This is a genomic window from Streptomyces sp. NPDC048637 (assembly GCF_040650675.1).
Classification (GTDB): domain Bacteria; phylum Actinomycetota; class Actinomycetes; order Streptomycetales; family Streptomycetaceae; genus Streptomyces.
The window spans coordinates 1-23742 of the sequence record NZ_JBEZHQ010000067.1 but is presented as its reverse complement, the minus strand read 5'-3'; the positions used below and the strand labels follow the sequence as shown (position 1 = coordinate 23742).

Below are 23742 nucleotides of genomic sequence, written 5' to 3'. Positions count from 1 at the left end.
CCAACCCCAGGCCATACGTCTGGACGAAGACCGCCGACGAGATCCTCGAACGCCTCGCCGGCTATCTGAAACGAATTCCTAACTCAGGACACTAGAGGGTGTCTTCACAAGCACAAGCCCGCCCTTGGTGGCACGGGTGCGGGTTCCGCCCACACGACCGATGAGTTCCGCCTCAGCGCGTCGTCTACACGGGGGAAACCTCCCCCTTCCGCGCCTGCGGGAGGCCCGAGAAGAGATGACAAGGAGCATGCATCCGTGGACCAGGAGAACGTGAGCGCCACCCTGACTTTCGCCGTGCCCGCCGCGAGGGTGTTCGCGGTGCTGGCGGACCCGACGACCCATGCTGCGATCGATGGCACCGGCTGGGTTCAGGAAGCTGCCGACCGGGCGACGCTGACCGAGGTGGGGCAGATTTTCCGGATGGACATGTACCACGCCAACCATCCGAACGGTGACTACCAGGTGGCCAACCAGGTCCAGGTGCTCGACCCGCCGCGCGCCATCGGCTGGCTGACGGGGCAGGAGAAGGACGACGGTCACCTGGAGTTCGGCGGCTGGCTCTGGCGTTACGACCTCGCGCCGCTCGGTCCGTCCGAGACCGAGGTCACGCTCACCTATGACTGGTCGGCGGTGCCGCAGTTCATCCGGGAGTACATCCAGTTCCCGCCGTTCGGCCCGGAACATCTCACCAACTCGCTGCACCACCTGGCCGAGCTGGTCTCCGATAGGTGATGTCGTCGGCGAAAAGGACCCTCAGGAGTGGTCGCAGACACGTCATCGCCCTCGGATTTGAAGGGACACCACGATCAGATCGCGCAATTGTTGCGGCGCTCCCGCGTGCTCGCCCGCAGCGATTTCGGAGAGCGTGCCGAACGATCCGGGGTAGAGCATGACCGGCAGGCCCCTGTCTTTGAGGCAGCAGAATACTGCGAACTCTTCGAGGAAGTAGTCCGAGGACATCTGGATGCGCCGTTCCAGTTCCGCTTCCGGGGCACCGCCCGAGTTCTTGCTGTGGTAGTCGCGACCGAACGCCTCCAGAGAGGTGCGGAACGTGACGTCCTGGCGAAAATAGTCCCGGAGAATCTGGTGATAGCCCTGGTAACTTTCCCAGGTCTGCACCTCGCTGCAGTTGATGAAGGTGAATTCCGTACGTTCCCGGAACTCGTGAAAAACCTGAGCCTGGTCGTCGATGAATTCACGTCCCAGGCGCAGCGCCTCGGCCAGGGCTTCCGGCTGGCGCAGGCCGCGGGTGGACTCCAGGGTGATTCGATGGATGCTGTCACCGATGAGCACGGTGCACCGCGGAAATCTCCTGGATATCCATTCAGCCATGCTGCGCACCTTGGCCGGGCGGAAGTTGCTGTTCTCCAGACTGATACCCAGGAAACAACTGCCGTGTCCTTCGAAGCCATGAAGGCCGGCGACCGGCGAAACAAACGAGATACCGGCCTTATAGCGACTTCCCCTCAAGGGCGAAGAGTTCTGTTTCGGCACGGCAAGAGGGAACGTCGCTTCGGACGGCATCACACCAACCAGTTCATGGGGTAGGCAGGCGACACAAGCCGCGTGGAGGTCACACTGCAGCACGCCCCGAAATGGCCGCACAGTTGTTCCCTTGTTGACCAGCGGCACCCACCGTACGTTCGGCCGATCGGCTCGACAAAGAAGGTTTTGAGCCAGCCGATCATGCGGTGTCAGAGAGTCGCCCGCCTGCCGTCCAGCCATGGTCACCTGCCGAATCACCAGGTCCGAGAGGGACACCAAGAGTGCGGGGCCGGCCGCATCCGCTTCTCCGGGGCCACACAAGGGTGGCTGAAAAATGCCGAGCGGTGGTGGATCAGTGGCACGGAACAGCGGCCAAGGAATAGCGGGCTCCCGTCACCGGGCGGGAAGCCGCGGGCGAAGCTGAGGTCGCCGGCTTTGTCCCCGACTCCCCTCCGCACCGCGTAATGGTGCCCGCGCGCACGGTCCCGGCCCGAAGTGTGGCGTCCCGCCACATGTGCGCCTGACCTGCACGTTCCTACGGTGTGGCGACACGAAACGTCCCCGCCCCTCGTCAGGAAGTGGTGCCGATGCCCTCCCCCGCGACCGCTACCCCACCACCCGCCGGCCTCCAGCGCATCGTCGCCGCGAGCCTCATCGGCACCACCATCGAGTGGTACGACTTCTTTCTCTACGGATCCGCCGCCGCGCTGGTGTTCAGCAAGCTGTTCTTCCCCGGGTCCGATCCCCTTGTCGGGACGCTGCTGTCGTTTCTGACGTACGCGGTGGGCTTTGCCGCACGACCCATCGGGGCGCTGGTCTTCGGGCATTACGGGGACCGGCTGGGGCGCAAGAAGCTGCTGGTGCTAAGTCTGCTGCTGATGGGTGGTGCGACCTTCGCGATCGGGCTGCTGCCGACCCATGCGACGGTCGGCACGGCGGCGCCGGTGCTGCTGACCGCGCTGCGGCTGGTCCAGGGGTTCGCGTTGGGCGGTGAGTGGGGCGGCGCGGTGCTGCTGGTGTCGGAGCACGGGGACGCCCGGCGGCGCGGGTTCTGGGCGTCCTGGCCGCAAACCGGCGCGCCCGCGGGGCAGTTGCTGGCCACCGGGGTGCTGTCGGCGATGACGGCGCTGCTGTCGGAGGCGGCATTCACGTCCTGGGGGTGGCGGGTGCCGTTCCTGCTCTCCGGCGTGCTGGTGGTCGTGGGGCTGTGGGTGCGGCTCTCGGTGGATGAATCGCCGGTGTTCCAGGCCGCGCTGGCGCGTGCCGAGGCCCGGAAGGTGGCGGGTGCCGCGCTGGAGAAGATGCCGTTGGTGGCGGTGCTCACGCACCACTGGCGGGATGTGCTGGTCGCGATGGGGGCGCGGATGGCCGAGAACATCTCGTACTACGTGATCACGGCGTTTGTGCTCGTGTACGCGACCTCGCACACCGGGCTGTCGCAGCAGACCGCCCTGAACGCCGTGCTGATCGCCTCGGCGCTGCACTTCGCGGTGATCCCCGCCTGGGGTGCGCTCTCGGACCGGGTCGGGCGCCGGCCGGTCTATCGGTACGTGATCGCCGCCGCGCTGCTGACGCTGCTCGCGGTGGGCATGGCACGGGAGACCCGCAGCCGGGACCTCGCCGCGGTGGAGGGGAGCGTGGCGGCCGGCAAGGGCCGCACGGCCGGTCCGGACGGCGGGGCGTCATCTGCCGTACCGTCCTGAGGGGCCTGAGCGACCTGATGTACGGCGGGGGCGTGGCGGGCCCGGGGACGCTCCGGGAGACGGGGCAGCGGGTCCGCCACGCCCCCGCCGGGCGTCAGGAGCGGCTCTTGCCCTTCAGGGAGTCCTTCATCCCCTGCAGGTTCTCCTTGGCGTCGCTCATCGCGCCCTTGGCCCTGCCCTTGGCCTCGTCCGTACGGCCCTCGCCCTTCAGGCGCTCGTCGCCCATGGCCTTGCCGGCCTTCTGCTTGGCCTTGCCCTTCATCTTGTCCATGGCACCTTTGTCACCCATGTCGCACTCCTCTGTCCGGTGGGAAGGGGGGAAGCTTCGGCACCACGCTGCCGCAGGTCGCGACGGTGCGCACCCGGAGGCGGCCATCAGTAGGGACCGCCCGTGGGAACGGCACGGACCGGCGCCGCTGTTACGCGCCGGTATCGCCCGCCACCGCGGAGGAGAGCTGGTGCAGCCGCAGCGCCAGCTGGATCTCCAGGGCGCGTGCCGGGGTCTGCCAGTCGGGGCCCAGCAGCCGGCTCACCCGGTCCAGACGCTGCGCAACGGTGTTCACATGGACGTGCAGCGCGTCCTTGGTACGGGCCGGGCTCATCCCGCAGGCGAAGTAGGCGCCGAGGGTACGCAGCAGTTCCGTACCGCGGCGGGCGTCGTAGTCGGTGACCGCGCCGAGCGTGCGGTGGACGAACCCGTCCACATCGCGGGTGTCGGCGAGCAGCAGACCGAGGAAGCCGAAATCTGCGGCGGCCGCACCCTGGCCGGCCCGGCCCAGCGCGCACAGTGCCTCGCGGCAGCGTCTGGCCTCCGCGTAGGCGTCCGCGACCGCCGCGGGGCGGGCGGCGGGGGCCGGGACCGGAGCCGAGGCGCCGACCGTGACGGGCAGGTGCAGCGCGGCACCGAGCCGGGCGGCGGTCTCGCGGGCGGCCTGCGCCGGGTCATCGTCGGGACCGAGCGGCAGCAGCAGGACGGCGCCGCCGTCCCGTACGGCGGCCAGGCCCCGGCGGGTGGCGGCGAGATGAGAGGCGGCCGACCGGAGCCGGCGGCGGTCGGCGCCGTGGGAGTGGGCGTCGTCCGGCGGCGGCCCGCCGGTCCGGGCGGCCAGGACGACATGCGGCGCGTCCAGTTCCGCGCCGACGCGGGCCGCGCGCTCCCGGAGCAGCCGGGGGTCGCGGTCCGCGGCGTTCAGCAGGTCGTCCAACAGCTCACCGCGCACCCGCTGTTCGGCCTCCCCGGCGGTCCGCCGGGCGAGCAGGAGCAGGGAGGTGACCATGGCGGCCCGCTCCAGAGTCCGCTGGTCGACCGGGTCGAGGGCCGGATGGCCGCGCAGCACGAGGGCACCCAGCACCTCGCCGCCCGCCCCGACCGCCGCGACCCAGTCCGCGCCGTCCCGTACGGCGTGCCCGTCGGCGCGGGAGCGGTCCAGCGCCTCGGCCGGCGCCCCGCCGGGCTCGGTGAACTCGACCTCGCCGTGCAGGACTTCCGCCACCGCCCCGGCGACGTCCTGGACCCCGCCGCCGCGCAGCATCAGTTCGGTCAGCCGGTCATGGACGTCCGAGGCGCGCTCGATGACCGCACTGCGGTCACGGATGATCTCGTTCGCGGCCGCCAGTTCGGTGAGTGTCTTACGGGTCTCGGCAAGGAGGTTGGCGGTGTCGATGGCGACGGCGGCATGGGCCGCGTGGGCGGCGAGCAGCGCGATCTGGCCGTGCTCGAAGACCCGCTCGCGCCGGTCCGCGGCGAACAGCACCCCGATCACGCCGCTGCCGAGCATCAGCGGCACCCCGAGGATCGCCACCAGCCCCTCGTCCTGGACGCCGGAGTCGATGGTGCGGGTGTGCCGGAACCGCTCGTCGTGGAAGTAGCTGTCGGTGACGTACGGGCGGGCGGTCTGCGCGACCAGTCCGCCCAGGCCCTCGCCCATGCCGAGCCGCAGCTGCTGGAAGCGCGCCGAGACCGAGCCGTCGGTGACCCGCCTATAGATCGGTGAGATCCAGCGGCCACGGTTCGAGGCGGCCCGGGGAGCCGTTCGGGTGGTCCGACACGAGGCGGGTCAGGCCGTCGGTGTCCCGGTCGACCGCGCGCACCGTGGCGCCGGCCACCGCCAGCCGCAGCGCACAGGCGCGTCCGATCCCGCCGGCCGCGCCGGTGACGAGAGCGGTACGGCCGTCGAGGTCGAGGGATACCGGGTCTGGGGTGCCGATCACGGTCATATCCGCACCCTAGGCAGCGGCCGGGCCGGCACCGATGTGGCGGGCACCACACTTCACGGGCCGGGTGTGGCGGCGGCACATGCCGGGTGGAGCCCTGGCCTCCGGCCGCCCTGCGCCTTCCGCGCCCCGGGCCACGGCCCGTACGCTTCACCCGATCGGCCGTCCCGTATCGCCCGGCGCCCGGCGGGCTCCTAGCCTCGTACGACGCAGCGTGCCGTCTGCGCACCGCCGCCACAAGGGAGGCCGACATGCGGAGGCTCATCGCCGTGCCGACCGTGCTGTTCGCGCTGGCCGCCGCGGGCTGCGGGGACACGGACGGCGGCCAGGACACGACGGCCGCGACCTCCTCCCCCACGGGCACCGGGCCGGACCGTACGCCGGACGGGGGGCCGGGTTCCGCTTCCCCCACCGTCCCCGGGCAGCCGGTGAACTGCGGTGAGCTCCCCGACGCGCTGGGCGCGGAAGGAGACGTCACGCTCTTCGCCGATCCCGGGGCCGGGGGCACGGTGGGCTGCGAGGAGGCCCGCCAGGTGATGTCCGAGTTCTTTGTGCGGGCGCCGCGGGAGGCCCAGGACGACCGGGGCACGCTCACCGTACGGGGCTGGTTGTGCCAGTACGAGAGCGGCCCCACCGGCACCTGGATCACGACCTGCCGCAAGGACAAGCGGGAGATGCACACGGAGGAGCCGCCCGGCGGGAACACCGTCCCGGGTCCCTCCGAGGAGCCCGGTGTCCCGGACGGGTCCCAGCTGCCCCCGCTTCCCGATGAGCCGTCCGACCCGTTGGACGAGCCGTCGACGGAGGAGCTGTAGCCCGTCGCCCGACGGCCTGAGCCCCCGGACGCGACCGCCAGGGGCTCAGGCTTCAGGCTGCCGGCCCGGCTCTTCCCCCATCCCGTGGAACCACGTCGGCCCGGCCTCCAGCGCCCGCTTGATCCGGGTCAGCGCGTACTCCTCCAGCTCCGGCAGGGCGTCCACGGCGAACCAGCCCACCTCCAGCGACTCATCGTCATTGACCTGCGCCTCGCCGCCGATCGCCCGGCAGCGCAGTGTCACGTCCATGAACTGGCAGACGTCGCCGTTGGGGTAGCGGGTGGGCGGCATGGTCTCGACGAGGACGATGCCCTCGGGGACGACCCGGACGGCGGTCTCCTCGAAGACCTCCCGCACCGCGGTCTCGGCGGGCTGCTCGCCGGGATCGGGGATGCCCCCGATCACCGACCAGCCGCCGGTGTCGACCCGCTTGCCCAGCAGGACACGGTCCTGGTCGTCGAAGACAACCGCGCTCACCCCGGGCAGCCAGAGGAGCTGCCGGCCGATGGAGTTCCGGAGGTCACGAATGAAGTCGGGGGTTGCCATGGTCCGACCCTACGGGACGCCCCCGGCCCGCCCGGGCCCCGAAGTGCCCAAGCCGTGCGCGCCGCCGGCGCGGCGCTCAGGTGCCCGCCGGGGTCCCCTCACGCGGCCGGAGCCGGCCCCGGATCGCCCGGACGGCGCCCTCGGCGTCATCGACGGTGATGGTGAAGGTCATCCCGTCGCCGAGCCGGAGCACCACGCCCTCACCTCGGCGGACGACCACGGCCGTGCCCTGCTCGGGGCGCCAGCGGTAGCCCCAGCCGCCCCAGTGGCGGGGCGTGACCTGGGGGGTGAAATCGGCGCCGACGACGGTGTCGAGCGGAATCCGGCGGCGTGGCACCCCTATATGGCCGCACCGCACCTCCAGGCAGTCCTTGTCGACGCGTACCGCGACATGGACGAAGGCGAGCGTGCCGAAGAGCACCAGCAGACCGGCCGCGACACAGCCGACCACCGACATCACCAGGGGCGCGCGCCCCGAGGTCCAGTTGCTCTCGACGGCGAGCAGGATGCCCAGCGCCAGACAGGCCGCGCCGATCGCGGCCAGCAGCCACTGGATGCGGTTGGTGGCGCTGCCGTGCCAGACCTCGGGGATCTCGGCATGGGAGCCGCCGGCGGGGCGCGCTCCACTGTCGGCGCCGTCGGTACTGCCGTGGTTGCGGGGGGCTGCTGCCCCCTCGTGGGGGTGGTCCCTCATGGGACGCAGCGTACGCGTCATCGCACACTATGGCAGTGCGTCGGACGGCCCCTTTACGGCCCGGTGTGCGCTCCGGGCGACGTCATGGGTGACGTCATGGGTGACGCCATGGGTGACGTCATGGGTGACGTCAGCGCCGGGCCGCCGCGGTGGTCCCCTCGGCCGCGGTGGCGGCCGGGACCACCTCTCCCGGCGCGAGGTCCGTACGGCTCCGGGCGAGCAGCCGGCCCTCGGCGTAGACGAGCGCCTCGGCCGGCAGTCCGGCGGGGCGGCCGCTGAGGAGCACGCTGAGAGCGCCGGTCGGAGCGGCCGCCGGGGCCGGTTCGGCACCGATGCGGCGCAGCGCCTGGGCGGCGACCGCCTCGGCGGAGCCGTGCAGGACGAGCGCGGGGGCGCCCGGCTGCTGGAGGGCGGCACGGATGCGCTCGGCGACCAGCTCGTAGTGGGTGCAGCCCAGGACGACGGTCCGTACGTCCCGTGGGGTGAGATCGGCGGCGACCGCGATGGCGGCGTCGATCGCGGCCTCGTCGGCGGCCTGGACCGCGTCGGCGAGCCCCGGGCAGGGCACGCCGGTGACGTCCACCCCGCGGCCGAACCGGTCGATCAGATCCCGCTGGTAGGGGCTGCCCGTGGTGGCGGGGGTCGCCCAGATGGCGACGGGGCCGCCGCCGGCCGCGGCGGGCTTGATCGCCGGGACGGTGCCGATGACCGGGATCTGCGGTTCCAGTTCGGCGCGGAGGGCGGGCAGCGCATGGACGGACGCGGTGTTGCAGGCGACGATCAGGGCGTCGGGGCGGTGCGCGGCCGCCGCGCGGGCCACGGCCAGCGCATGGGCGGTGACATCGTCCGGGGTGCGGGGGCCCCACGGCATACCGTCGGGGTCGGAGGAGAGGACCAGATCGGCGTCCGGCCGCAGTCGCCGCATGGCGGCGGCCGCCGCGAGCAGCCCGGTCCCGGAGTCCATCAGCGCGATCTTCACCCGGACACTTTACTCGGCCGCCCGTCCGGCTTGTCATACCGGGCGGAACGGGCGGGTGGCCCCGGTGGCCGCCCGCCCGGCCTCGTCCCTACCCCATCGCCCCGTCCCTCCCCATCACCCCGTTCCGACACCGTGCCGATCGCCGCTGCGCGACGGGCGCGGTGCGGCAGACTGCGGCCGTGGGAGCGATGGAGTGGATCGGTGCCGGGTCCCTGCTGGCCTGGGTGTGGCTGCTGCTCGGGCAGGGCTTCTTCTGGCGGACGGACGTACGACTGCCGGCCCGGCGGGATCCGGAGCGCTGGCCGTCGGTCGCGGTGGTGGTCCCGGCGCGGGACGAGGCCGCGGTGCTGCCGGACAGCCTGCCGTCGCTGCTCGGCCAGAAGTACCCGGGCCGGGCCGAGGTGTTCCTGGTCGACGACGGCAGTACGGACGGGACCGGCGCGCTGGCCCGGCGCCTGGCGGCCGCGCGGGGCGGACTGGCGCTGACGGTGTCCTCGCCCGGCGAGCCGGAGCCGGGGTGGACGGGGAAGCTGTGGGCGGTACGGCACGGGATGGCGCTGGCGCGGGAGCGTGTCGCGCCGGAGTATCTGCTGCTGACCGACGCGGACATCGCACACGATCCGGACAGCCTGCGGGAGTTGGTGGCGGCGGCCCGGTCGGCGGAGCTGGACCTGGTCTCGCAGATGGCGCGGCTGCGGGTGGTGACGTTCTGGGAGCGGCTGATCGTGCCGGCGTTCGTCTACTTCTTCGGGCAGCTGTACCCCTTCCGCCGGGTCAACCGGCCCGGGGCGCGGACCGCGGCGGCGGCCGGCGGCTGTGTGCTGCTGCGCGCGGAGACCGCGGAGCGGGCGGGCATCCCGGAGGCGATCCGGCATGCGGTGATCGACGATGTGACGCTGGCGCGGGCGGTCAAGCGCAGCGGCGGGCGGATCTGGCTGGGGCTGGCGGACCGGGTGGACAGCGTGCGGCCGTATCCGCGGCCGGCCGAGCTGTGGCGGATGGTCTCGCGCAGCGCGTACGCCCAACTGCGGCACCGGCCGCTGCTGCTGCTCGGTACGGTCCTCGGTCTGGCCCTGGTGTATCTGGCGCCGCCCGCCGCGCTGGTGGCCGGGCTGGCCGGCGGCGATCCGGCGCTCGCGGCGCTGGGCGGGGCGGCCTGGGCGGTGATGTGCGGGACCTATCTGCCGATGCTGCGCTACTACGGGCAGCCGCTGTGGGCGGCGGTGCTGCTGCCCTTCACCGCGCTGCTCTATCTGCTGATGACGGTGGACTCGGCGGTTCAGCACTACCGGGGGCGCGGGGCGGCATGGAAGGGCCGGACGTATCCGGCGCCCTGAACCGCGCCCCCGCTGCGGACGTCACTTGCGGGCCGGTGACCAGTCCAGGCCCCAGCCGTAGGCGTGGTCGACGGTGCGCTGCGGGCTGACACCGGGGTCGGGGACGAGGTAGCGGGCCTCGCGCTGGACGACGAGTTCGCTGCCGGTGTTGGTGATCAGGGCCAGCGCGCAGACGTTGGAGGGCACCGTGCAGGCGTCCAGCGTGAAGTCGACGGGGGCGCCGTGCTGGGGCTGGAGGGTGACGGTCGCGCTCAGCCCCTCGAAGCTGCGGGCGCCGGCGTAGACGGTGACGAAGATCAGGACGCGCTTGATGCGGTCCTGGTGGTCGAGGTTGATGGTCATGTTCTCGCCGGCCGCGGCGGCGCCGGTGCGGTCGTCACCGTCGAGCTGGATGTACGGCGGGGCGTGCAGGGAGCCGAAGTTGTTGCCCAGCGGGTGGATCACGCCGGCGGCGCCGTCGGTGAGTTGGTACAGGGCGCACAGATCGAGGTCGAGCTCCCCGGACGGCGGCAGCAGCGCGCCGCGGGCGCCCATGGCCTCCATCGCCTTCCGGCCGAGCTTCTTGCCCAGCCGCTTGCCCGCCGAGCCGCCGCTCCAGTTGAGGTTCACCCGCATCGCGCCGGAGGTGCCGCCCTGCTTCGTCAGGGAGACGGCCGGGGCGTCCTTCGTGAGCGTGACCTTCGTCAGACGAACGGCCGGGGGTGCGGGGGCGGGCGCGGGCTGCCCCGGCGGAGGCGGGATGGACGCCGCCGGTTGACCCGTCGGCGACAAGGGCGCGGGCGCCATCGGCGGCGGAGCCATGGGGGGCGCGGGCGCCGGGGGCGGCGGCGCCATCGGAGGCGCGGGCGCCATGGCCGGGGGCGCGGCGGGCGGCGGAGCGGGCACGGCGGGGGCCGGGGGCTGCGGCGCCGCCGGTTCCTCGACGCTGATGCCGAAGTCGGTGGCCAGACCGGCGAGCCCGGTGTCGTACCCCTGCCCCACCGCACGGAACTTCCAGGCGCCCTGGCGCCGGTAGAGCTCGCCGAGGACGAAGGCGGTCTCGGTGCCGGCGTCCTGGCTGTCGAAGCGGGCGAGCTCGGCACCGCCCGCGGCGTCCAGCACCCGGATGTACAGCCCCGGGACGCTGCCGAAGCTGCCGCCGTCGGCGGAGGCGGCGAGCACCACCTTGTCGACAGCGGGCTCGACGGCGGCCAGGTCGACGGCGAGGCGGTCGGTCATCGCGCCGCCGGCCGGGTGCTTGCCTTCGTGGCGTACGGCGCCGGAGGCGTGCGCGGCCTGGTTGTAGAAGACGAAGTCTCCGTCGTCGCGGACCTTTCCGGACACCAGCAGCAGGGCGGAGGCGTCCACGTCCGGTGCCCCCGGGGCCGCCTGCCAGCCCAGTTCGACCCGGACCGCCGGGGCCGGGACCGGAACATTGCCGCCCTTGAGCATCGACATCGCCGCGCCTTCCTCTCGTCCGCCTGCTCCGTCTGTGGTGCACCCCCAACCTACTTGGCCCCCACTGTGCCGAACGTCCCTTGTTCACCTGCGAGAAGCGCGGTCTTTACAGGATTCCTACGGGCGATCCCGACCGATTTCCACAAGTTCGCCCACATTGGCGCTCCATGGCCACTCCGAACACGTGAAACAACCCTCTTTCCAGACTCCCCAATCGGCACATCGTGGGCTTAACTTATGAGGTATGACCTCCCCCCGCTCTACCTACGGCGGCGGCTACTACGCTTCGCCTTCCTTCCCGGACACCCCGATCTACGACAGCCTCGTCGCCGAGCGTGGTACGCCGCAGATCGCCCCGATCCGGGTGAACCCCTCCCCTTACGACTCGAGCTCGTCCTATTTGCCGGCACTGCCCTCGGCGCTGCCGGCACTTCCGGCCGCGCCTTCCCACCCCTCGCCCGCGCAGGGGTACCCGGGAGCGGCCGCCCAGCCGGTCGCCCCGCTGCAGCAGGCCCCGGCGCCGTACATCCCGCAGCAGGCGGGCGTCCGCGGCTATCCGTCCCCGCAACAGCAGCAGCCCCAGCGCCCGCCCATGGGCACGGGGTACGAGGCGATGCGCCCGGCCGCTCCGGTCGCGCCGCGCCCCGCCGCGCCCTACGACGATCCGTACGGCCGCCAGTACCCGCGCGGGTACTGACCTGGGCAATCGGTCAACTGTCCGAGGTGGCTGGCAGGATGGCAGGCATGTCCAACCCTGCGCTCCAGTCGATCCACCTCTACCCGGTCAAATCCCTTGCGGGGTCCGGTCCCGGCGAGGCGGTCGTAGAGCCGTGGGGGCTCGCCGGGGACCGACGCTGGCTGCTGGTGGATGCCGAGGGCAGGCAGCTCACCCAACGACAGCAGCCGACGCTGGCGTTGGCGCGCGCCGAGGGGCTGCCGGGCGGTGCCCTCGGGCTCACCGCGCCCGGGAGGGAGCCGTTGACGGTCGCGGTGCCCGGGTCCGGGGAGACGGTCCCGGTCGAGGTCTGGAAGGACGAGGTCGAGGCGGTGCCCGCGGGCCCGGAGGCGGCCGAGTGGTTTCGCGGGTATCTGGGCGTCGAGTGCCGGCTGGTGTATCTCGACGCCCCGGAGACGCGCCGGCCCATCGACCCGGCGTACTCCGCGCCCGGTGAGACGGTCAGCTTCGCCGACGGCTTCCCGCTGCTGCTGACGACCACCTCGTCGCTGAACGCCCTCAACTCGCTCATCGCGCAGGGCGACCACGCCGACGAGGGGCCGCTGCCCATGAACCGTTTCCGGCCCAATGTGGTGGTGGACGGCACCGCCCCCTGGGCGGAGGACGACTGGCGCCGGGTCCGTATCGGCGAGGTGGCCTTCGAGGTGGTCAAGCCCAGCGCACGCTGCGTCGTCACGACCACCGACCAGCGCACCGCCGAGCGCGGCAAGGAGCCGCTGCGGACGCTCGCCCGCCGGCGCCGCTTCGGTGACCGGCTGGTCTTCGGCCAGAATCTGATACCCCGTGGGGTCGGCACGATCCGAATCGGCGACCCGTTCGAGATACTCGGCTGACGGGCCGGCGCGCCCCGTGCCGTGGGCGCTCCCGGCGACCGGCGGACGGCCGCGGCCCGGTGACCACCTCTCCGCGGTGTGCGCCCGGCGGCGCCGACGGAGAGGCCGGCGGACGACGGAGAGCTGTGGGCCGATGGCTGCGAGGGACACCGGATGCGACCGCCTCCTGCCCGTCCAGCATCTGCGCCCCGGGGACCACGCCTTTGTGCGCTACGGCGATGACGAGGTGCGCCGGGAGGCCGTCACGGCGTCCGTACGGCTCGGGCCGGCCCGCGGCGAGAAGGTCCTCGTCCCGCTCTGCCCCGGGGTGCCGGCGGACGAGGTACCGGCCAGGATCGGCTTCCCCAGCCGCAGCACGGTCCCGGCGTGCGAGCGCGGCCCGTTGGTGGTGAGCAGCATGCGCGAGGTGATCCGGCCGGACACGGAGTTCACCGCCGCACACCGGATGAGCCGGCCGGTCGCCGGGACCGTGTCCCGGCTGGTGCTGACGGAGGTGGTGCGCCCGTGGTGAGCTCCGGTCCGGCCGAGGTACCGGCGGAGGAGTCCGGCCGCCGGCTGCTGCAGCGGCGTTTCACCGCCCGGCTGCTGCCCCAACTGCGGCTGCTGGTCGAGGAGTGCGCGGCCCGGGAGGGGCTGTGCGAGCCACGGCGCGGCGAATTCGTGCTGGCGGTGGACGAGATCGCGGGGAACGCCGTGGAGCATGCGGGCGGCTCGGGGCGACTGGAGCTGCGGCAGGTGGGCGATGAGCTGGAGTGCCGGATCAGTGACGCGGGGCCCGGATTCAGCGAGGAGGTGATCCCCGAGCTGCTGCCCGGCCTGGACGGCGCGACGCAGGGGCGCGGGCTGTGGCTGGCGCGCCTGGTGGCGGACCGGTTCGCGGTCACGGGCGGGACGCCGGGGACGACGGGCGCGACGGGCGCCGTGGTGACACTGTCGGTACGGCTGCGCTGACCGTGCGGGGGCCGGTCCGGCAGGCGCGGCGCAGGGGTCCGCGGACCCGCTCCGTACGTCCGGATGTTGCTGTTTGTACCCGGTGATGTTGCTCTCTCTTCGCAGAACTCTCGCGTGGACCACCCCTGATGCGGTATTCACGGACACGGAGAGGGGGCAACGATGCGAGCGATGAGAGGTGTGTGGCGCTGGCGGCGCAACCCGCTGCGGCGCCGGACCGATCGGATCGAGGCCTGGGTGGCGCTCGCCGCGGCCCTCCTGATCGCCCTCGGGGCGCCCTTCACGGGCTGGCTCACCGCGCGGACCGCACACGGCGCACTGCTGGAGACCGTACGGATACAGCATCAGGAGCGGCATCTGGTGTGGGTCACGGTCGACCGGCTGATCTCGCGGGCCCCGCTCGACCCCGACCCGGAGACCTCCTCGCAGCGCGATGCGCACCGCCGGGTCCTCGGCCGCTGGACGGCCTGGGACGGCAGCGCGCACATCGGACAGCTCGCCGCGCCCCGTCCGGTGGAGACCGGTGAGCGGTTCCGGATCTGGACCGACGACCGGGGCCGGGTGGTGCCGCGGCCGATGGACGCCGATACGGCGGGTGCCCATACGGTGCTGGCCGGGCTGGGTACCGCGGCCGGGGTCGGCATGATGATCGAGGGCGCCCGGCGGATGGTCGTCTGGCGGCTGATGGTGCGCCGTTTCCGCCGCTGGGACCAGGAGTGGAAGCGCGCGGGCCAGGACTGGGGACGGGCCGGCGCGGGCAGCTGAGCGCCTGCCTTTCCAGGCGGCTGACCGTGTCAACTGCCGCCCGCCGGGCGCGCTACGGTGGTGGCGCCAGCCTCTCGGCTGGGGCCCCGCAGACCGGAAAGCGGACATCCGCGGACGGATGGTGCCGGGCCGACAACAGCCGCACGAGGTGGGGGCACGACAACGCCATGGCACAGGGCTCGGTCCAGGTGACGCACTCCGGAACGTCCCGTTGGCGACGCCGTACAGGGGAGTACAGCTCGCTCGCCGCCGCCCTGGAGGCCGCCGGGGACGGTGATGTGCTGACCGTCCCGGCCGGTACCTACCGCGAGAATCTGGTGCTGGTGCGCGCGGTGACGCTGCGCGGCCCGGACGGGGCACGCGGTTCGGTGCGGATCGCCCCGGCCGACGGTGTGGCGCTGACGGTACGCGCCTCGGCCACCGTCCACGATCTGCATCTGGAGGCGACGGATTCGGCGTCGCCCGCGCTGCTGGTGGAGGACGGCGCCCCGGAGCTGGCCGGTCTGCGGGTGGTGACCCGGTCCGCGTCCGGCATCGAGGTCCGCGGCGGCGCCCGCCCCACGGTGCGCCGCTGCACGGTCGACAACGCGGGCGGGGTGGGCATCAGCGTCCTGGACGGCGCCGGCGGCGTCTTCGAGGAGTGCGAGGTGATGGCCGCCGGGCAGGCCGGAGTGGCGGTGCGCGGCGGGGCCCACCCCCGGCTGGAGAACTGCCGGATCCACCACGCCTCGGGCGCCGGGCTGTCGCTGCACGGCGAGGGCAGCGCGGTCGAGGCGGTGGGCTGCGAGCTGTACGAGATCAAGGGCGCGGGGATCCAGGTCGCGTCGCGGGCCACCGGCCATTTCACCGACTGCACGGTCCACCGCACCTCCGCCGACGGCGTCACCCTGGACACCGACGCGGTCCTCACCCTCGCCGACTGCGATATCCACGACATCCCGGAGAACGCCGTCGATCTGCGGTCCCGTTCGGTGCTGACGCTGACCCGCAGCACGGTGCGGCACTTCGGACGCAACGGGCTGTCCGTCTGGGACCCGGGCACCCGCGTGGACGCCAACCAGTGCGAGATCCACGACAGTACGGGCGACTACCCCGCGGTGTGGGTCAGCGACGGCGCCACCGCCGTACTGGACTCGACCCGGTTGCACGACGTCCCGGACGCGCTGTTCGTACTGGACCGGGGCTCCCGCGCCGATGTCGTCGACTGCGATATCGCGCAGGTCCGCAACACCGCGGTGTCGGTGAGCGACGGGGCGACCGTGCAGCTGGACGACTGCCGGATCCGGGAGGCCGCGACAGGTGCCTGGTTCCGTGACCACGGCAGCGGCGGGACCCTCGCCAACTGCACCATCGACGGTGCGCAGACCGGCGTGATCGTCACCAAGGGCGCGGACCCCACCATCGAGGGCTGCACGGTCAGTTCGCCGACCGAGGCCGGGTTCTATGTCTCCGCGGAGGGCCGCGGCAGCTTCCAGGGCTGCCGGGTCACCGGGAGTTCGGGCTTCGGCTTCCATGTGATCGACGGCTGCCGTACGACGCTGACCCGGTGCCGTACGGAGCGGTGTGCCCGCGGCGGCTACGAGTTCGCCGACGGCGGGGCCGGGCAGGGCGACGGGCCGACGGTCCAGGACTGCACCAGCGACGAGAGCCGTGCCGTGCAGGCACCGGCCGCCGGCGCGACGGCGCCCGCAGTGCAGCAGCTGACCCAGACGGCCGGGCTGCTGGGCAATGTCCCGGCGCAGGGCCCGCCGCCGCCCGCACCGGCGCCGGTGGCCGCGGAGCCGGCTGTCAGCAGCCGGCCCTCCGACGAGGTGCTGGGCGAACTGGACACCCTCGTGGGGCTGGAGAGCGTCAAGCGTGAGGTGCGCAGCCTGATCAACATGATCGAGGTGGGGCGCCGGCGGCAGGAGGCGGGGCTGAAGGCCGCGTCGGTGCGCCGCCATCTGGTCTTCACCGGCTCCCCCGGTACCGGCAAGACCACCGTGGCCCGGCTGTACGGCGAAATCCTGGCGTCCTTGGCGGTGTTGGAGCGCGGGCATCTGGTCGAGGTATCCCGGGTGGACCTGGTGGGCGAGCACATCGGGTCGACGGCGATCCGTACCCAGGAGGCGTTCGACCGGGCGCGCGGCGGTGTGCTGTTCATCGACGAGGCGTACGCCCTCTCCCCCGAGGACTCCGGACGGGACTTCGGGAAGGAGGCCATCGACACCCTCGTGAAGCTGATGGAGGACCACCGGGAGGCGGTGGTGGTGATCGTGGCGGGCTACACCGCCGAGATGGAGCGCTTCCTGGCGGTCAACCCCGGTGTGGCATCCCGTTTTTCCCGGACCATCACCTTCGGCGACTACGCGCCCGAGGAGCTGCTGCGGATCGTCGAGCAGCAGGGCGAGGAGCATGAGTACCGCCTCGCCGAGGGGGCCGGCGAGGCGCTGCTGAAGTACTTCACGGCGCTGCCCAAGGGCCCCTCCTTCGGCAACGGCCGTACCGCGCGGCAGACGTTCGAGGCGATGGTCGAGCGGCACGCGGGCCGGGTGGCGCAGCTGACCGACCCGAGCACCGACGACCTGACCCTCCTCTACGCGGACGACCTGCCCGAACTCCCCTGAGCCGGACGGCCCTCCGGGCGGTCGTCAGCGGGCCGCTGGCACGGCAGGTCCGGGCTGAGCCGGGCGATCAGTTCGGCGCGGACCGTCTCGAAGACCGGGTCGGCGTGGTAGTCGCCATGGCCCAGGATCTGGGCGGGCAGCGGGTTCTGCAGAGTGCGGCCGAAGCCGAGCGGGTCGCGCAGCGGCCCCTGGTCGATCCGCCGGCCGTCCTCGCAGGTGAGCCGGATCGGGCCGCCGATGGGGTCGGTGAAGCGCCACAGATTGCGCCAGTCGTCCATCTCGCGGTGCAGTCCGGTCAGCGCGGGCGGCCCGAAAAAGGCGGGGAACCAGCGTCCGTAGAGACGCTCCAGGGGACTGCCGTAGGTCAGCAGGGCGACGCGGCTGCGGGTGACCAGGTCCAGCTGCCAGACCGCGGCGGCCGCCAGCACACTGCCCTGGGAGTGCCCGGACAGCACCAGCCGGCCGTCGAACCGCTCGGTCCAGGTGGCCATCCGCCAGGTGAGGTCGGGGACGGCGCGCTCGGCGTAGCAGGGCGGCGCGAAGGGGTGGGCGGCGCGCGGCCAGAACGTGCCGACGTCCCACAGGATGCCGATGGTGCGGCGGGCGGAGTGGTCGCGGTAGGCGCGCCGGCCCATGGTGATCAGCAGTATGACGCCGGCGCCCATCAGCCAGGACCCCAGGGACTCCGCGGTCTCGGCCGCGGCGTGCACGACGGGCGGCGCGCCTTCGGTGGCGCGGCCGGGAGCCCGGCCGGTGAGCCAGGCCCCGACCACCGCGCCGGCCCCCAGGACGAGGGTGACGGCGGAGGTGGCCGCGATCAGGACGGGTGCGGAGTCGGTGAGTCCGGCGCCGGCGATGGTGGCGGCGATGCGCTTGGTGCGGCTCTCGTCGGGGTGCTCGCGCGAGTCGTAGAGCCCGGGGACATCCTTGGCCACCCGGTTGCGGACGATCACCACGCGGACGGCGGCGAGCACGGCGACCACGGCGACGACGACCAGCAGCACGGGGATGACCGAGGCCTGCCAGGACAGCAGGACCGGGGGCCCGGGGATGGGGGCGTGCGCCTGACCGGGGGTCGCGCCGCCGTCCAGCCAGTCCGCGAAGCGCTGGGCCACGCCCCCGGACAGCACCCCGCCGACCGCACAGGCCAGCAGCGCGACGGCGGGGCCGCCCATACCGCGCAGCGCGGTGCGGGCGTCGTCGCGGGCGGCGCGCTGCAGGACCCAGGCGGTCACCGCCAGCGCCAGGACCAGCACGCCCTGGAATACGGCGATCCCGCCGAAGGCGGCGGCGCCGGGCAGCGGACCGTGGCTGTGGGCGCCGGGACGCGCCCATCCGGTGTGCACCATGGTCAGCGCCAGCGCCCCCAGGGAGGCGAACGGCAGCGCCCGTACGACCAGGCGGTCCGAGGCGACGTCCGGTGCGTCCTCGCTGCGGGCGGTGCGCCAGACCACCACCAGGGTGACGACGGCGAGCAGGATGACCAGGGCGGTCAGGGCCCGGCCGGTGACCGCGAGGACGGTATGGCCGCCGTCGCGCCCGTCGGCCTTCGCGGCGGCGGCGAGCAGTACGGTGGCCACGGTCAGCACACCGGCCGTGGTGTGCGCGGCACGCAGCCTGGCGACCAGCCGGCGGCCGTACCAGAAGCCCTCACGGCTGAGCGCGGTGCGTTCGGCGGCCGGGGTGTCGCGGGAGGTGCCGGGCAGCCGGGGCGGCGGTGAGGCGGATTCGTAGGCGCTCCACGTACGGCGCGAGAGCGACCACAGGAAGCCGATGACGAGCAGCGGCACGACGGACGCGAGCGCGAGGCGGCGGCCCGGGGCGCTCCACCAGCCGGAGCTGTCGGGGCTGAGGAAGCCCATCCAGGATTTGCCGGCGGCGCAGACGGTGGTGCCGGCGCACTGCCAGGCCGTGAGGTCCAGGGCGACCTCACAGGACGCGGCGGCGAGCAGGACCGTGAGGGTGAGGGCCAGGATGCGCACGAGCAGGTCGTAGATCCGCTGGGCGGGGTGCTCGGACGGGGCGGCCGGGCGCATCCAGTGGGCGAGGTTGGCGACCATGAACGGCACCAGGAGCAGCCACAGGGCGCGGGCGCCGTTGCCCGAGGTGAGGTTGGACCAGCAGTACGCCTCACGGACCGGCTCGCCGCGGTAGTCGCCGGGCCGCTGCTCGGCGTCCGCGTCCTCGGTGCGGCGGTAGCAGGCGGCGGTGTCGTCGCCGGTGATCAACTGGACGCGTGGGTCATCGAGCATCTCCTGAGCGGTGGTGCCCCCGACGCCGTGCACCAGCAGCTCCAGGGAGAGCTGTGGTGCGGCGTCCGGTGGCCCATCTTCCGTGGTGCGACGGTCCGTTGAGCGGGCGTGCGGTGTCGGGTCCGCGGTCTCCACTGAATTCCCCCGTAGTCCGTGCGGCGCCGTGCGGTGCGACGCCCCCAGGATTGTCTCTTCCCCTTGCCGGCGCATCCAGCACCATCCGGGGTGGTGTTCCGGTGGGTGTGCCGGGTGGCGAGGCTTTGCGGCCTCGCGCGTCCCCCCACCCCCGTACCCACCCCGCCCCCCAGCGCCCCGCCTCACCCCACCCGCAGTGAACCGCCTCACCCGACAACGCCGTCACTGTCAGCGCCTCGTGCGAGGATGAGGGCATCAGTGATCGCAGGCGGCAGCCAGCGCGTACGACCCGACACAGCGAGCCGGGGCGGAAGGGACGGGCCGGGGTGAGCGACAACCAGAATCTCCTTGCGGAGCAGCGGCGTGCCCTGATTCTCGATGAGGTCAGACGGCGGGGCGGGGTGCGCGTCAATGAGCTGACCCGCAAGCTGAGCGTGTCGGACATGACGGTCCGTCGCGATCTGGACGCGCTGGCCCGCCAGGGCATGGTGGAGAAAGTGCACGGCGGCGCGGTGCCGGTCAGCGAGCCGAGTGCGCACGAGCCCGGTTTCGAGGCGAAGTCGGGGCTGGAGCTGAGCGCCAAGGAGGACATCGCCAAGGCGGCGGCCGAGATGGCGGCGCCGGGCAGCGCGATTGCGCTGGCGGGCGGCACGACCGCGTTCGCGCTGGCCCAGCAGCTGCTGGAGGTGCCGGATCTGACGGTGGTGACGAATTCGGTGCGGGTGGCCGATGTGTTCTACACCGCGCAGCGGGCGGCGGCCAGCGGCGGCACGGCTGCGCGCGCGGGTGCCGCGACGGTGGTGCTGACGGGCGGGGTGCGTACGCCGTCGGACACCCTGGTGGGCCCGGTGGCGGACGCCGCGATCCGGTCGCTGCATTTCGATGTGCTCTTCCTCGGAGTGCACGGCATATCGATCGAGGCGGGTCTGTCGACGCCGAATCTGGCGGAGGCGGAGACCAACCGGCATTTCGTGCGGTCCGCACGGCGGGTGGTGGTGGTCGCCGATCACACCAAGTGGGGCACGGTCGGCCTGAGTTCGTTCGCGACGCTGGATCAGGTGGATGTGCTGGTGACGGATGCCGGGCTGCCCGCGGGGGCGCGTGCGGAGTTCGCGGAGCTGCCGCCGGAGCTGGTGGTGGCGGGCGAGCAGCCGGACGGCGCAGACATCTGACGGGCCGCCAGCTATGGTGTGCCGCGCAGGCCCGCCGACCGTCCCGTAGGGGGTGCTCGTCGCATGGCACGCCGACTCCGCCCCGTCGAGCTCGACTTCGTCGAGTCCGCCCCGCTGCGGCTGGTGTTCGCCGCGCAGGTCAGCGCGCCGCCGAAGGCGGTGTATGCGGCGCTGGCGGACGATGTGGCGGGCTGGTCGTGCTGGTTCACCGGCGTGGCGTGGTCGGCGCCGACGCAGGGCGGCACGGGCCGGGAGGTGCGGCTGACGGGTGGCACCCGCTTCAGCGAGACGGTCCTGGCGGCCGAGCCCGACGTGCATTACGCCTATCGCGTCGACACCACCAACACCCCTGGTCTGCGGGCCCTGTTGGAGGACTGGCGGCTGACGCCGGCGGGCGGCGGCACCCGGCTGCGGTGGACGTTCGCGGCGGACGGCCCGGCGCCGCTCCGTCTTCTGCTGACGCTGGCCAGACCCGGTCTGGGCCGCGCCTTCCGGGAGTCGGCGCGGGCCCTGGACCGCAGGCTCACCCGGTCCTGAGCCAGTCTTCGCATTGCGCACGCCCGCACGAGGCTCAAGGCGGGCCAGTTCCCCACGGAGGCTCAGGCGGGCCAGGCGCCGGTGGCCAGGAACTCGTCGAGGGTGCGCGCGTAGGGCGTGATGTCCAGGCCCTGGGAGGTCAGCCAGGCGTCGGAGTAGTACTTGTCGAGGTAGCGGTCACCGGGGTCGCACAGCAGGGTGACAACGGATCCCGTACGGCCCTCGGCGACCATCTCGGCGACGATCTTCAGGGCGCTCCACAGCCCGGTGCCGGTCGAGCCGCCCGCCTTACGCCCTATCGCGGTCTCCAGGGCGCGCACGGCCGCGACGCTGGCCGCGTCCGGGACCTTCATCATCCGGTCGATGGCGCCGGGCACGAAGCTCGGCTCCATCCGCGGCCGTCCGATGCCCTCGATGCGCGAGGCGGTGGCGCAGTCGGTCTCGGCGTCGCCGGTGAGCCAGCCGTCGAAGAAACAGGAGTTCTCCGGGTCGGGCACGCAGATACGGGTGTCGTACTGCATGTAGTGGACATAGCGGGCGATGGTCGCGGAGGTGCCGCCGGTACCCGCGGTCGCCACGATCCAGGCGGGCTCGGGATAGCGTTCGAGCCGCAGCTGCTGGTAGATCGACTCGGCGATGTTGTTGTTGCCGCGCCAGTCGGTGGCCCGTTCCGCGTAGGTGAACTGGTCCATGTAGTGGCCGCCGGACTCGGCGGCGAGCCGGGCGGAGACCTCGTAGACGGTCCGCGGGTCCTGCACCAGATGGCAGGTGCCGCCGTGGAACTCGATCAGCCGGGTCTTCTCCTGGCTGGTGGTGGCCGGCATCACCGCGATGAACGGCACCCCGATGAGGGAGGCGAAGTACGCCTCGGAGACGGCCGTGGAGCCACTGGAGGACTCGATGACGGGCTTGCCGGGGCGGATCCAGCCGTTGCACAGCCCGTAGAGGAAGAGCGAGCGGGCCAGTCGGTGCTTGAGGCTGCCGGTGGGGTGCGTCGACTCGTCCTTGAGGTAGAGGTCGATGCCCCACTTCTCGGGCAGCGGGAAGCGCAGCAGGTGGGTGTCGGCGGTGCGGTTGGCGTCCGCCTGGACCTTGCGGACGGCTTCTTTGAGCCAGCTTCGGTAGTCCGGATCCGTGCGGTCGACATCGACGGTCGGTATCGGGGCTTCGGTCGGGGCCTCGTGGTCAGGCCGGCTCTGCGGCTGCTGTGCGGTGCTCACCGGCGCGCTCCTCATGGGGGTCGGAAGCCCGCGGACAACGGCGGGCCGATTCCGACTATAGCCATCCGCCGCACCCTTCTCACCTGCATAAACATCACTTTGGGATACCCCAAGGAGGCCGTGGGGCCGGGCTGTTGTGCGCACTGCGCACCGGGGCCACTGGTGCGCCGGGCCCGGTACCGGCAGACTTCCCCCAAGGGGCGGTGGAGGGCAGCTGCCCGTCTACCGAGGAGGTGCCGGCATGGCGGAGCCTGAATTCAACGCGACCGGCGTACGGATCGAACGGTGGCTGCGGTCCCTGACCCGCGCCGGCCAGGTCGTCATCAGCGACGGCCGACTGGCGCTGCTGACCAGCTACGGCACCGAGATCGACAGCGCCCCGCTGCAGTCCGTGCAGGCCCACAAGCCGCTGTTCGCGGCGCGGGACCGGGCGCTGGCCACACTCAACGGGCACCGCTACTCGCTCACGCTCGGCACCCCGGAGCTCTTCCTCAAGGCCCTGGAGGCGGCGCGCCCGCCACACCCCTGACGGCCGCTCCGGCGGCGGAGGTGCGGTTGCGGGAGCGCTCCGGCTGCCCGACCCTGGACTCGTATCACTGAGGGTTCACCAGCGGTGACGCTGTGGCGCAGTCGGCATCGCTGGATCCGATCTTCGCCCCTGCCCGGTACGAGGGGCGCCCGGCCTCATCAGGGAGTCGCGGTCGTGATCAGGCAGCCCAGCAGGCACTGCACGGTGGAGCTCCAAGCCGCTCCGGCTCGCATCGGACATGTGCGCAGAATTGTCTCCGCGCAGCTGCGGTACTGGCGTCTCGACGCCCTGATAGATCCGGCGGCGCTCGGGGTGACCGAACTCCTCGCCAATGTGCACCGGCACGCCCGTCCCAGCAAACAGTGCACCGTGGAACTGTGCGTTCTTCTTGATCAGTTGACGGTCTCGGTGCACGACGAGGACCCCCGGCTGCCCCGGATCCGGGTCGCGGACAGCTGGGAGACCTGCGGTCGCGGTCTGGCGCTGATCGCGGCGCTCAGTGAGAGCTGGGGGGTGCGCCCGGACGGCGGCGGCAAGGTCGTGTGGTTCACCCTTCCGGCCCTGACCACGGCGCCCGAAGAGGCCCGTACAGCCCGTGGATGCGGGGAGCCCCTGCCGCTGGAGGACGTCCGTACGGCGGCCGGCTCGCGCCTCCGGATCCGGGGCACCAGGGTCGGCTGACGGGCCGGCCGTCCCGGTCGCCGCCCGCCGGGCCGTGCCGCCGCGTCGGGCGTCCGGCGCCTTCCCCTGCCGCGCCGGCCGGTTGGCCTCCGGCGGCCGGCCCGGACGGCGCGGC

The 23742-nt window shown here is 72.7% G+C and carries 21 protein-coding genes and 3 pseudogenes; 14 read left to right on the top strand and 10 right to left on the bottom strand.

Features of this window, described 5'->3' with window-relative positions:
* Window positions 1–255: 255 nt before the first annotated feature.
* Window positions 256–732: an SRPBCC domain-containing protein gene (locus AB0C46_RS39610; protein ID WP_362833976.1), complete on the top strand. Its 477-nt coding sequence runs from the start codon at window positions 256–258 to the stop codon at window positions 730–732.
* A 42-nt stretch (window positions 733–774) separates the two neighbouring features.
* Here AB0C46_RS39610 and AB0C46_RS39605 read toward each other — a convergent pair whose 3' ends face one another.
* On the bottom strand, window positions 775–1632 hold the full coding sequence (locus tag AB0C46_RS39605; RefSeq protein WP_362833975.1) for a tRNA-dependent cyclodipeptide synthase: 858 nt from the start codon (window positions 1630–1632) through the stop codon (window positions 775–777).
* Window positions 1633–2072: 440 nt separating this feature from the next.
* Between AB0C46_RS39605 and AB0C46_RS39600 the strand changes: the two are divergent.
* A pseudogene (locus AB0C46_RS39600) lies at window positions 2073–3047 on the top strand (MFS transporter); the annotation flags it as partial.
* A gap of 235 nt (window positions 3048–3282) precedes the next feature.
* Here AB0C46_RS39600 and AB0C46_RS39595 read toward each other — a convergent pair.
* From AB0C46_RS39595 to AB0C46_RS39585, 3 genes and pseudogenes are all read right to left on the bottom strand, one after another.
* Complete coding sequence (locus AB0C46_RS39595) at window positions 3283–3477, bottom strand: CsbD family protein (RefSeq protein WP_362833974.1); 195 nt, start codon at window positions 3475–3477, stop codon at window positions 3283–3285.
* A gap of 130 nt (window positions 3478–3607) precedes the next feature.
* Window positions 3608–5167: pseudogene (locus AB0C46_RS39590) on the bottom strand (helix-turn-helix domain-containing protein); the annotation flags it as partial.
* Between the two features lie 4 nt (window positions 5168–5171).
* Window positions 5172–5405: pseudogene (locus tag AB0C46_RS39585) on the bottom strand (SDR family NAD(P)-dependent oxidoreductase); the annotation flags it as partial.
* Window positions 5406–5653: 248 nt separating this feature from the next.
* Here AB0C46_RS39585 and AB0C46_RS39580 point away from each other — a divergent pair.
* Window positions 5654–6217, top strand: a complete 564-nt coding sequence (locus tag AB0C46_RS39580; protein ID WP_362833973.1) for a hypothetical protein — start codon at window positions 5654–5656, stop codon at window positions 6215–6217.
* A 45-nt stretch (window positions 6218–6262) separates the two neighbouring features.
* Here AB0C46_RS39580 and AB0C46_RS39575 read toward each other — a convergent pair whose 3' ends face one another.
* From AB0C46_RS39575 to AB0C46_RS39565, 3 genes are all read right to left on the bottom strand, one after another.
* Complete coding sequence (locus AB0C46_RS39575) at window positions 6263–6763, bottom strand: NUDIX domain-containing protein (protein WP_362833972.1); 501 nt, start codon at window positions 6761–6763, stop codon at window positions 6263–6265.
* A 76-nt stretch (window positions 6764–6839) separates the two neighbouring features.
* The gene (locus AB0C46_RS39570; RefSeq protein WP_362833971.1) at window positions 6840–7457 is read right to left on the bottom strand and encodes a hypothetical protein; all 618 of its coding nucleotides are present in this window, start codon (window positions 7455–7457) and stop codon (window positions 6840–6842) included.
* Between the two features lie 130 nt (window positions 7458–7587).
* Window positions 7588–8436, bottom strand: a complete 849-nt coding sequence (locus AB0C46_RS39565; RefSeq protein ID WP_362833970.1) for an aspartate/glutamate racemase family protein — start codon at window positions 8434–8436, stop codon at window positions 7588–7590.
* Between the two features lie 188 nt (window positions 8437–8624).
* Here AB0C46_RS39565 and AB0C46_RS39560 point away from each other — a divergent pair, with 188 nt between their 5' ends.
* On the top strand, window positions 8625–9773 hold the full coding sequence (locus AB0C46_RS39560; protein WP_362833978.1) for a glycosyltransferase: 1149 nt from the start codon (window positions 8625–8627) through the stop codon (window positions 9771–9773).
* Window positions 9774–9794: 21 nt separating this feature from the next.
* Here the strand turns inward: AB0C46_RS39560 and AB0C46_RS39555 are convergent, their stop codons facing one another.
* A complete protein-coding gene (locus AB0C46_RS39555; protein ID WP_362833969.1) occupies window positions 9795–11210 on the bottom strand; it encodes a TerD family protein in 1416 nt (471 codons plus the stop codon).
* Between the two features lie 244 nt (window positions 11211–11454).
* On the opposite strand from AB0C46_RS39555, the gene AB0C46_RS39550 reads away from it, so the two are divergent.
* The 6 genes from AB0C46_RS39550 (at window position 11455) to AB0C46_RS39525 (ending at window position 17101) form a co-directional block, all read left to right on the top strand.
* Complete coding sequence (locus AB0C46_RS39550; RefSeq protein ID WP_362833968.1) at window positions 11455–11907, top strand: DUF6643 family protein; 453 nt, start codon at window positions 11455–11457, stop codon at window positions 11905–11907.
* Between the two features lie 47 nt (window positions 11908–11954).
* Window positions 11955–12779: an MOSC N-terminal beta barrel domain-containing protein gene (locus AB0C46_RS39545; protein ID WP_362833967.1), complete on the top strand. Its 825-nt coding sequence runs from the start codon at window positions 11955–11957 to the stop codon at window positions 12777–12779.
* Between the two features lie 133 nt (window positions 12780–12912).
* Window positions 12913–13290, top strand: coding sequence for a hypothetical protein (locus tag AB0C46_RS39540; protein ID WP_362833966.1), 378 nt, complete (start codon window positions 12913–12915; stop codon window positions 13288–13290).
* Window positions 13284–13730 (top strand): ATP-binding protein, encoded by a 447-nt coding sequence (locus tag AB0C46_RS39535; RefSeq protein WP_362833965.1) that lies wholly within the window; start codon window positions 13284–13286, stop codon window positions 13728–13730. Before AB0C46_RS39540 ends, AB0C46_RS39535 begins: the two co-directional genes overlap by 7 nt.
* Before the next feature lie 171 nt (window positions 13731–13901).
* The gene (locus AB0C46_RS39530) at window positions 13902–14495 is read left to right on the top strand and encodes a hypothetical protein (protein WP_362833964.1); all 594 of its coding nucleotides are present in this window, start codon (window positions 13902–13904) and stop codon (window positions 14493–14495) included.
* Window positions 14496–14662: 167 nt separating this feature from the next.
* Window positions 14663–17101: a right-handed parallel beta-helix repeat-containing protein gene (locus AB0C46_RS39525; protein ID WP_362833963.1), complete on the top strand. Its 2439-nt coding sequence runs from the start codon at window positions 14663–14665 to the stop codon at window positions 17099–17101.
* Here the strand turns inward: AB0C46_RS39525 and AB0C46_RS39520 are convergent.
* Complete coding sequence (locus AB0C46_RS39520) at window positions 17071–19353, bottom strand: hypothetical protein (protein WP_362833977.1); 2283 nt, start codon at window positions 19351–19353, stop codon at window positions 17071–17073. The two genes, AB0C46_RS39525 and AB0C46_RS39520, sit on opposite strands and share 31 nt — an antisense overlap.
* A gap of 461 nt (window positions 19354–19814) precedes the next feature.
* On the opposite strand from AB0C46_RS39520, the gene AB0C46_RS39515 reads away from it, so the two are divergent.
* Together AB0C46_RS39515 and AB0C46_RS39510 are read left to right on the top strand one after the other, a co-directional pair.
* Window positions 19815–20660, top strand: a complete 846-nt coding sequence (locus tag AB0C46_RS39515) for a DeoR/GlpR family DNA-binding transcription regulator (protein WP_362833962.1) — start codon at window positions 19815–19817, stop codon at window positions 20658–20660.
* 63 nt (window positions 20661–20723) lie between these two features.
* Window positions 20724–21197 carry an SRPBCC family protein gene (locus tag AB0C46_RS39510; RefSeq protein ID WP_362833961.1) on the top strand — a complete coding sequence of 158 codons (474 nt, stop codon included), beginning with the start codon at window positions 20724–20726 and terminating at the stop codon, window positions 21195–21197.
* Between the two features lie 62 nt (window positions 21198–21259).
* Here AB0C46_RS39510 and AB0C46_RS39505 read toward each other — a convergent pair whose 3' ends face one another.
* Window positions 21260–22417, bottom strand: coding sequence for a PLP-dependent cysteine synthase family protein (locus tag AB0C46_RS39505; protein ID WP_362833960.1), 1158 nt, complete (start codon window positions 22415–22417; stop codon window positions 21260–21262).
* A 241-nt stretch (window positions 22418–22658) separates the two neighbouring features.
* Between AB0C46_RS39505 and AB0C46_RS39500 the strand changes: the two genes are divergently transcribed.
* A complete protein-coding gene (locus tag AB0C46_RS39500) occupies window positions 22659–22946 on the top strand; it encodes a hypothetical protein (RefSeq protein ID WP_362833959.1) in 288 nt (95 codons plus the stop codon).
* A 174-nt stretch (window positions 22947–23120) separates the two neighbouring features.
* The gene (locus AB0C46_RS39495; RefSeq protein WP_362833958.1) at window positions 23121–23627 is read left to right on the top strand and encodes an ATP-binding protein; all 507 of its coding nucleotides are present in this window, start codon (window positions 23121–23123) and stop codon (window positions 23625–23627) included.
* The last annotated feature ends 115 nt before the right edge of the window (window positions 23628–23742 follow it).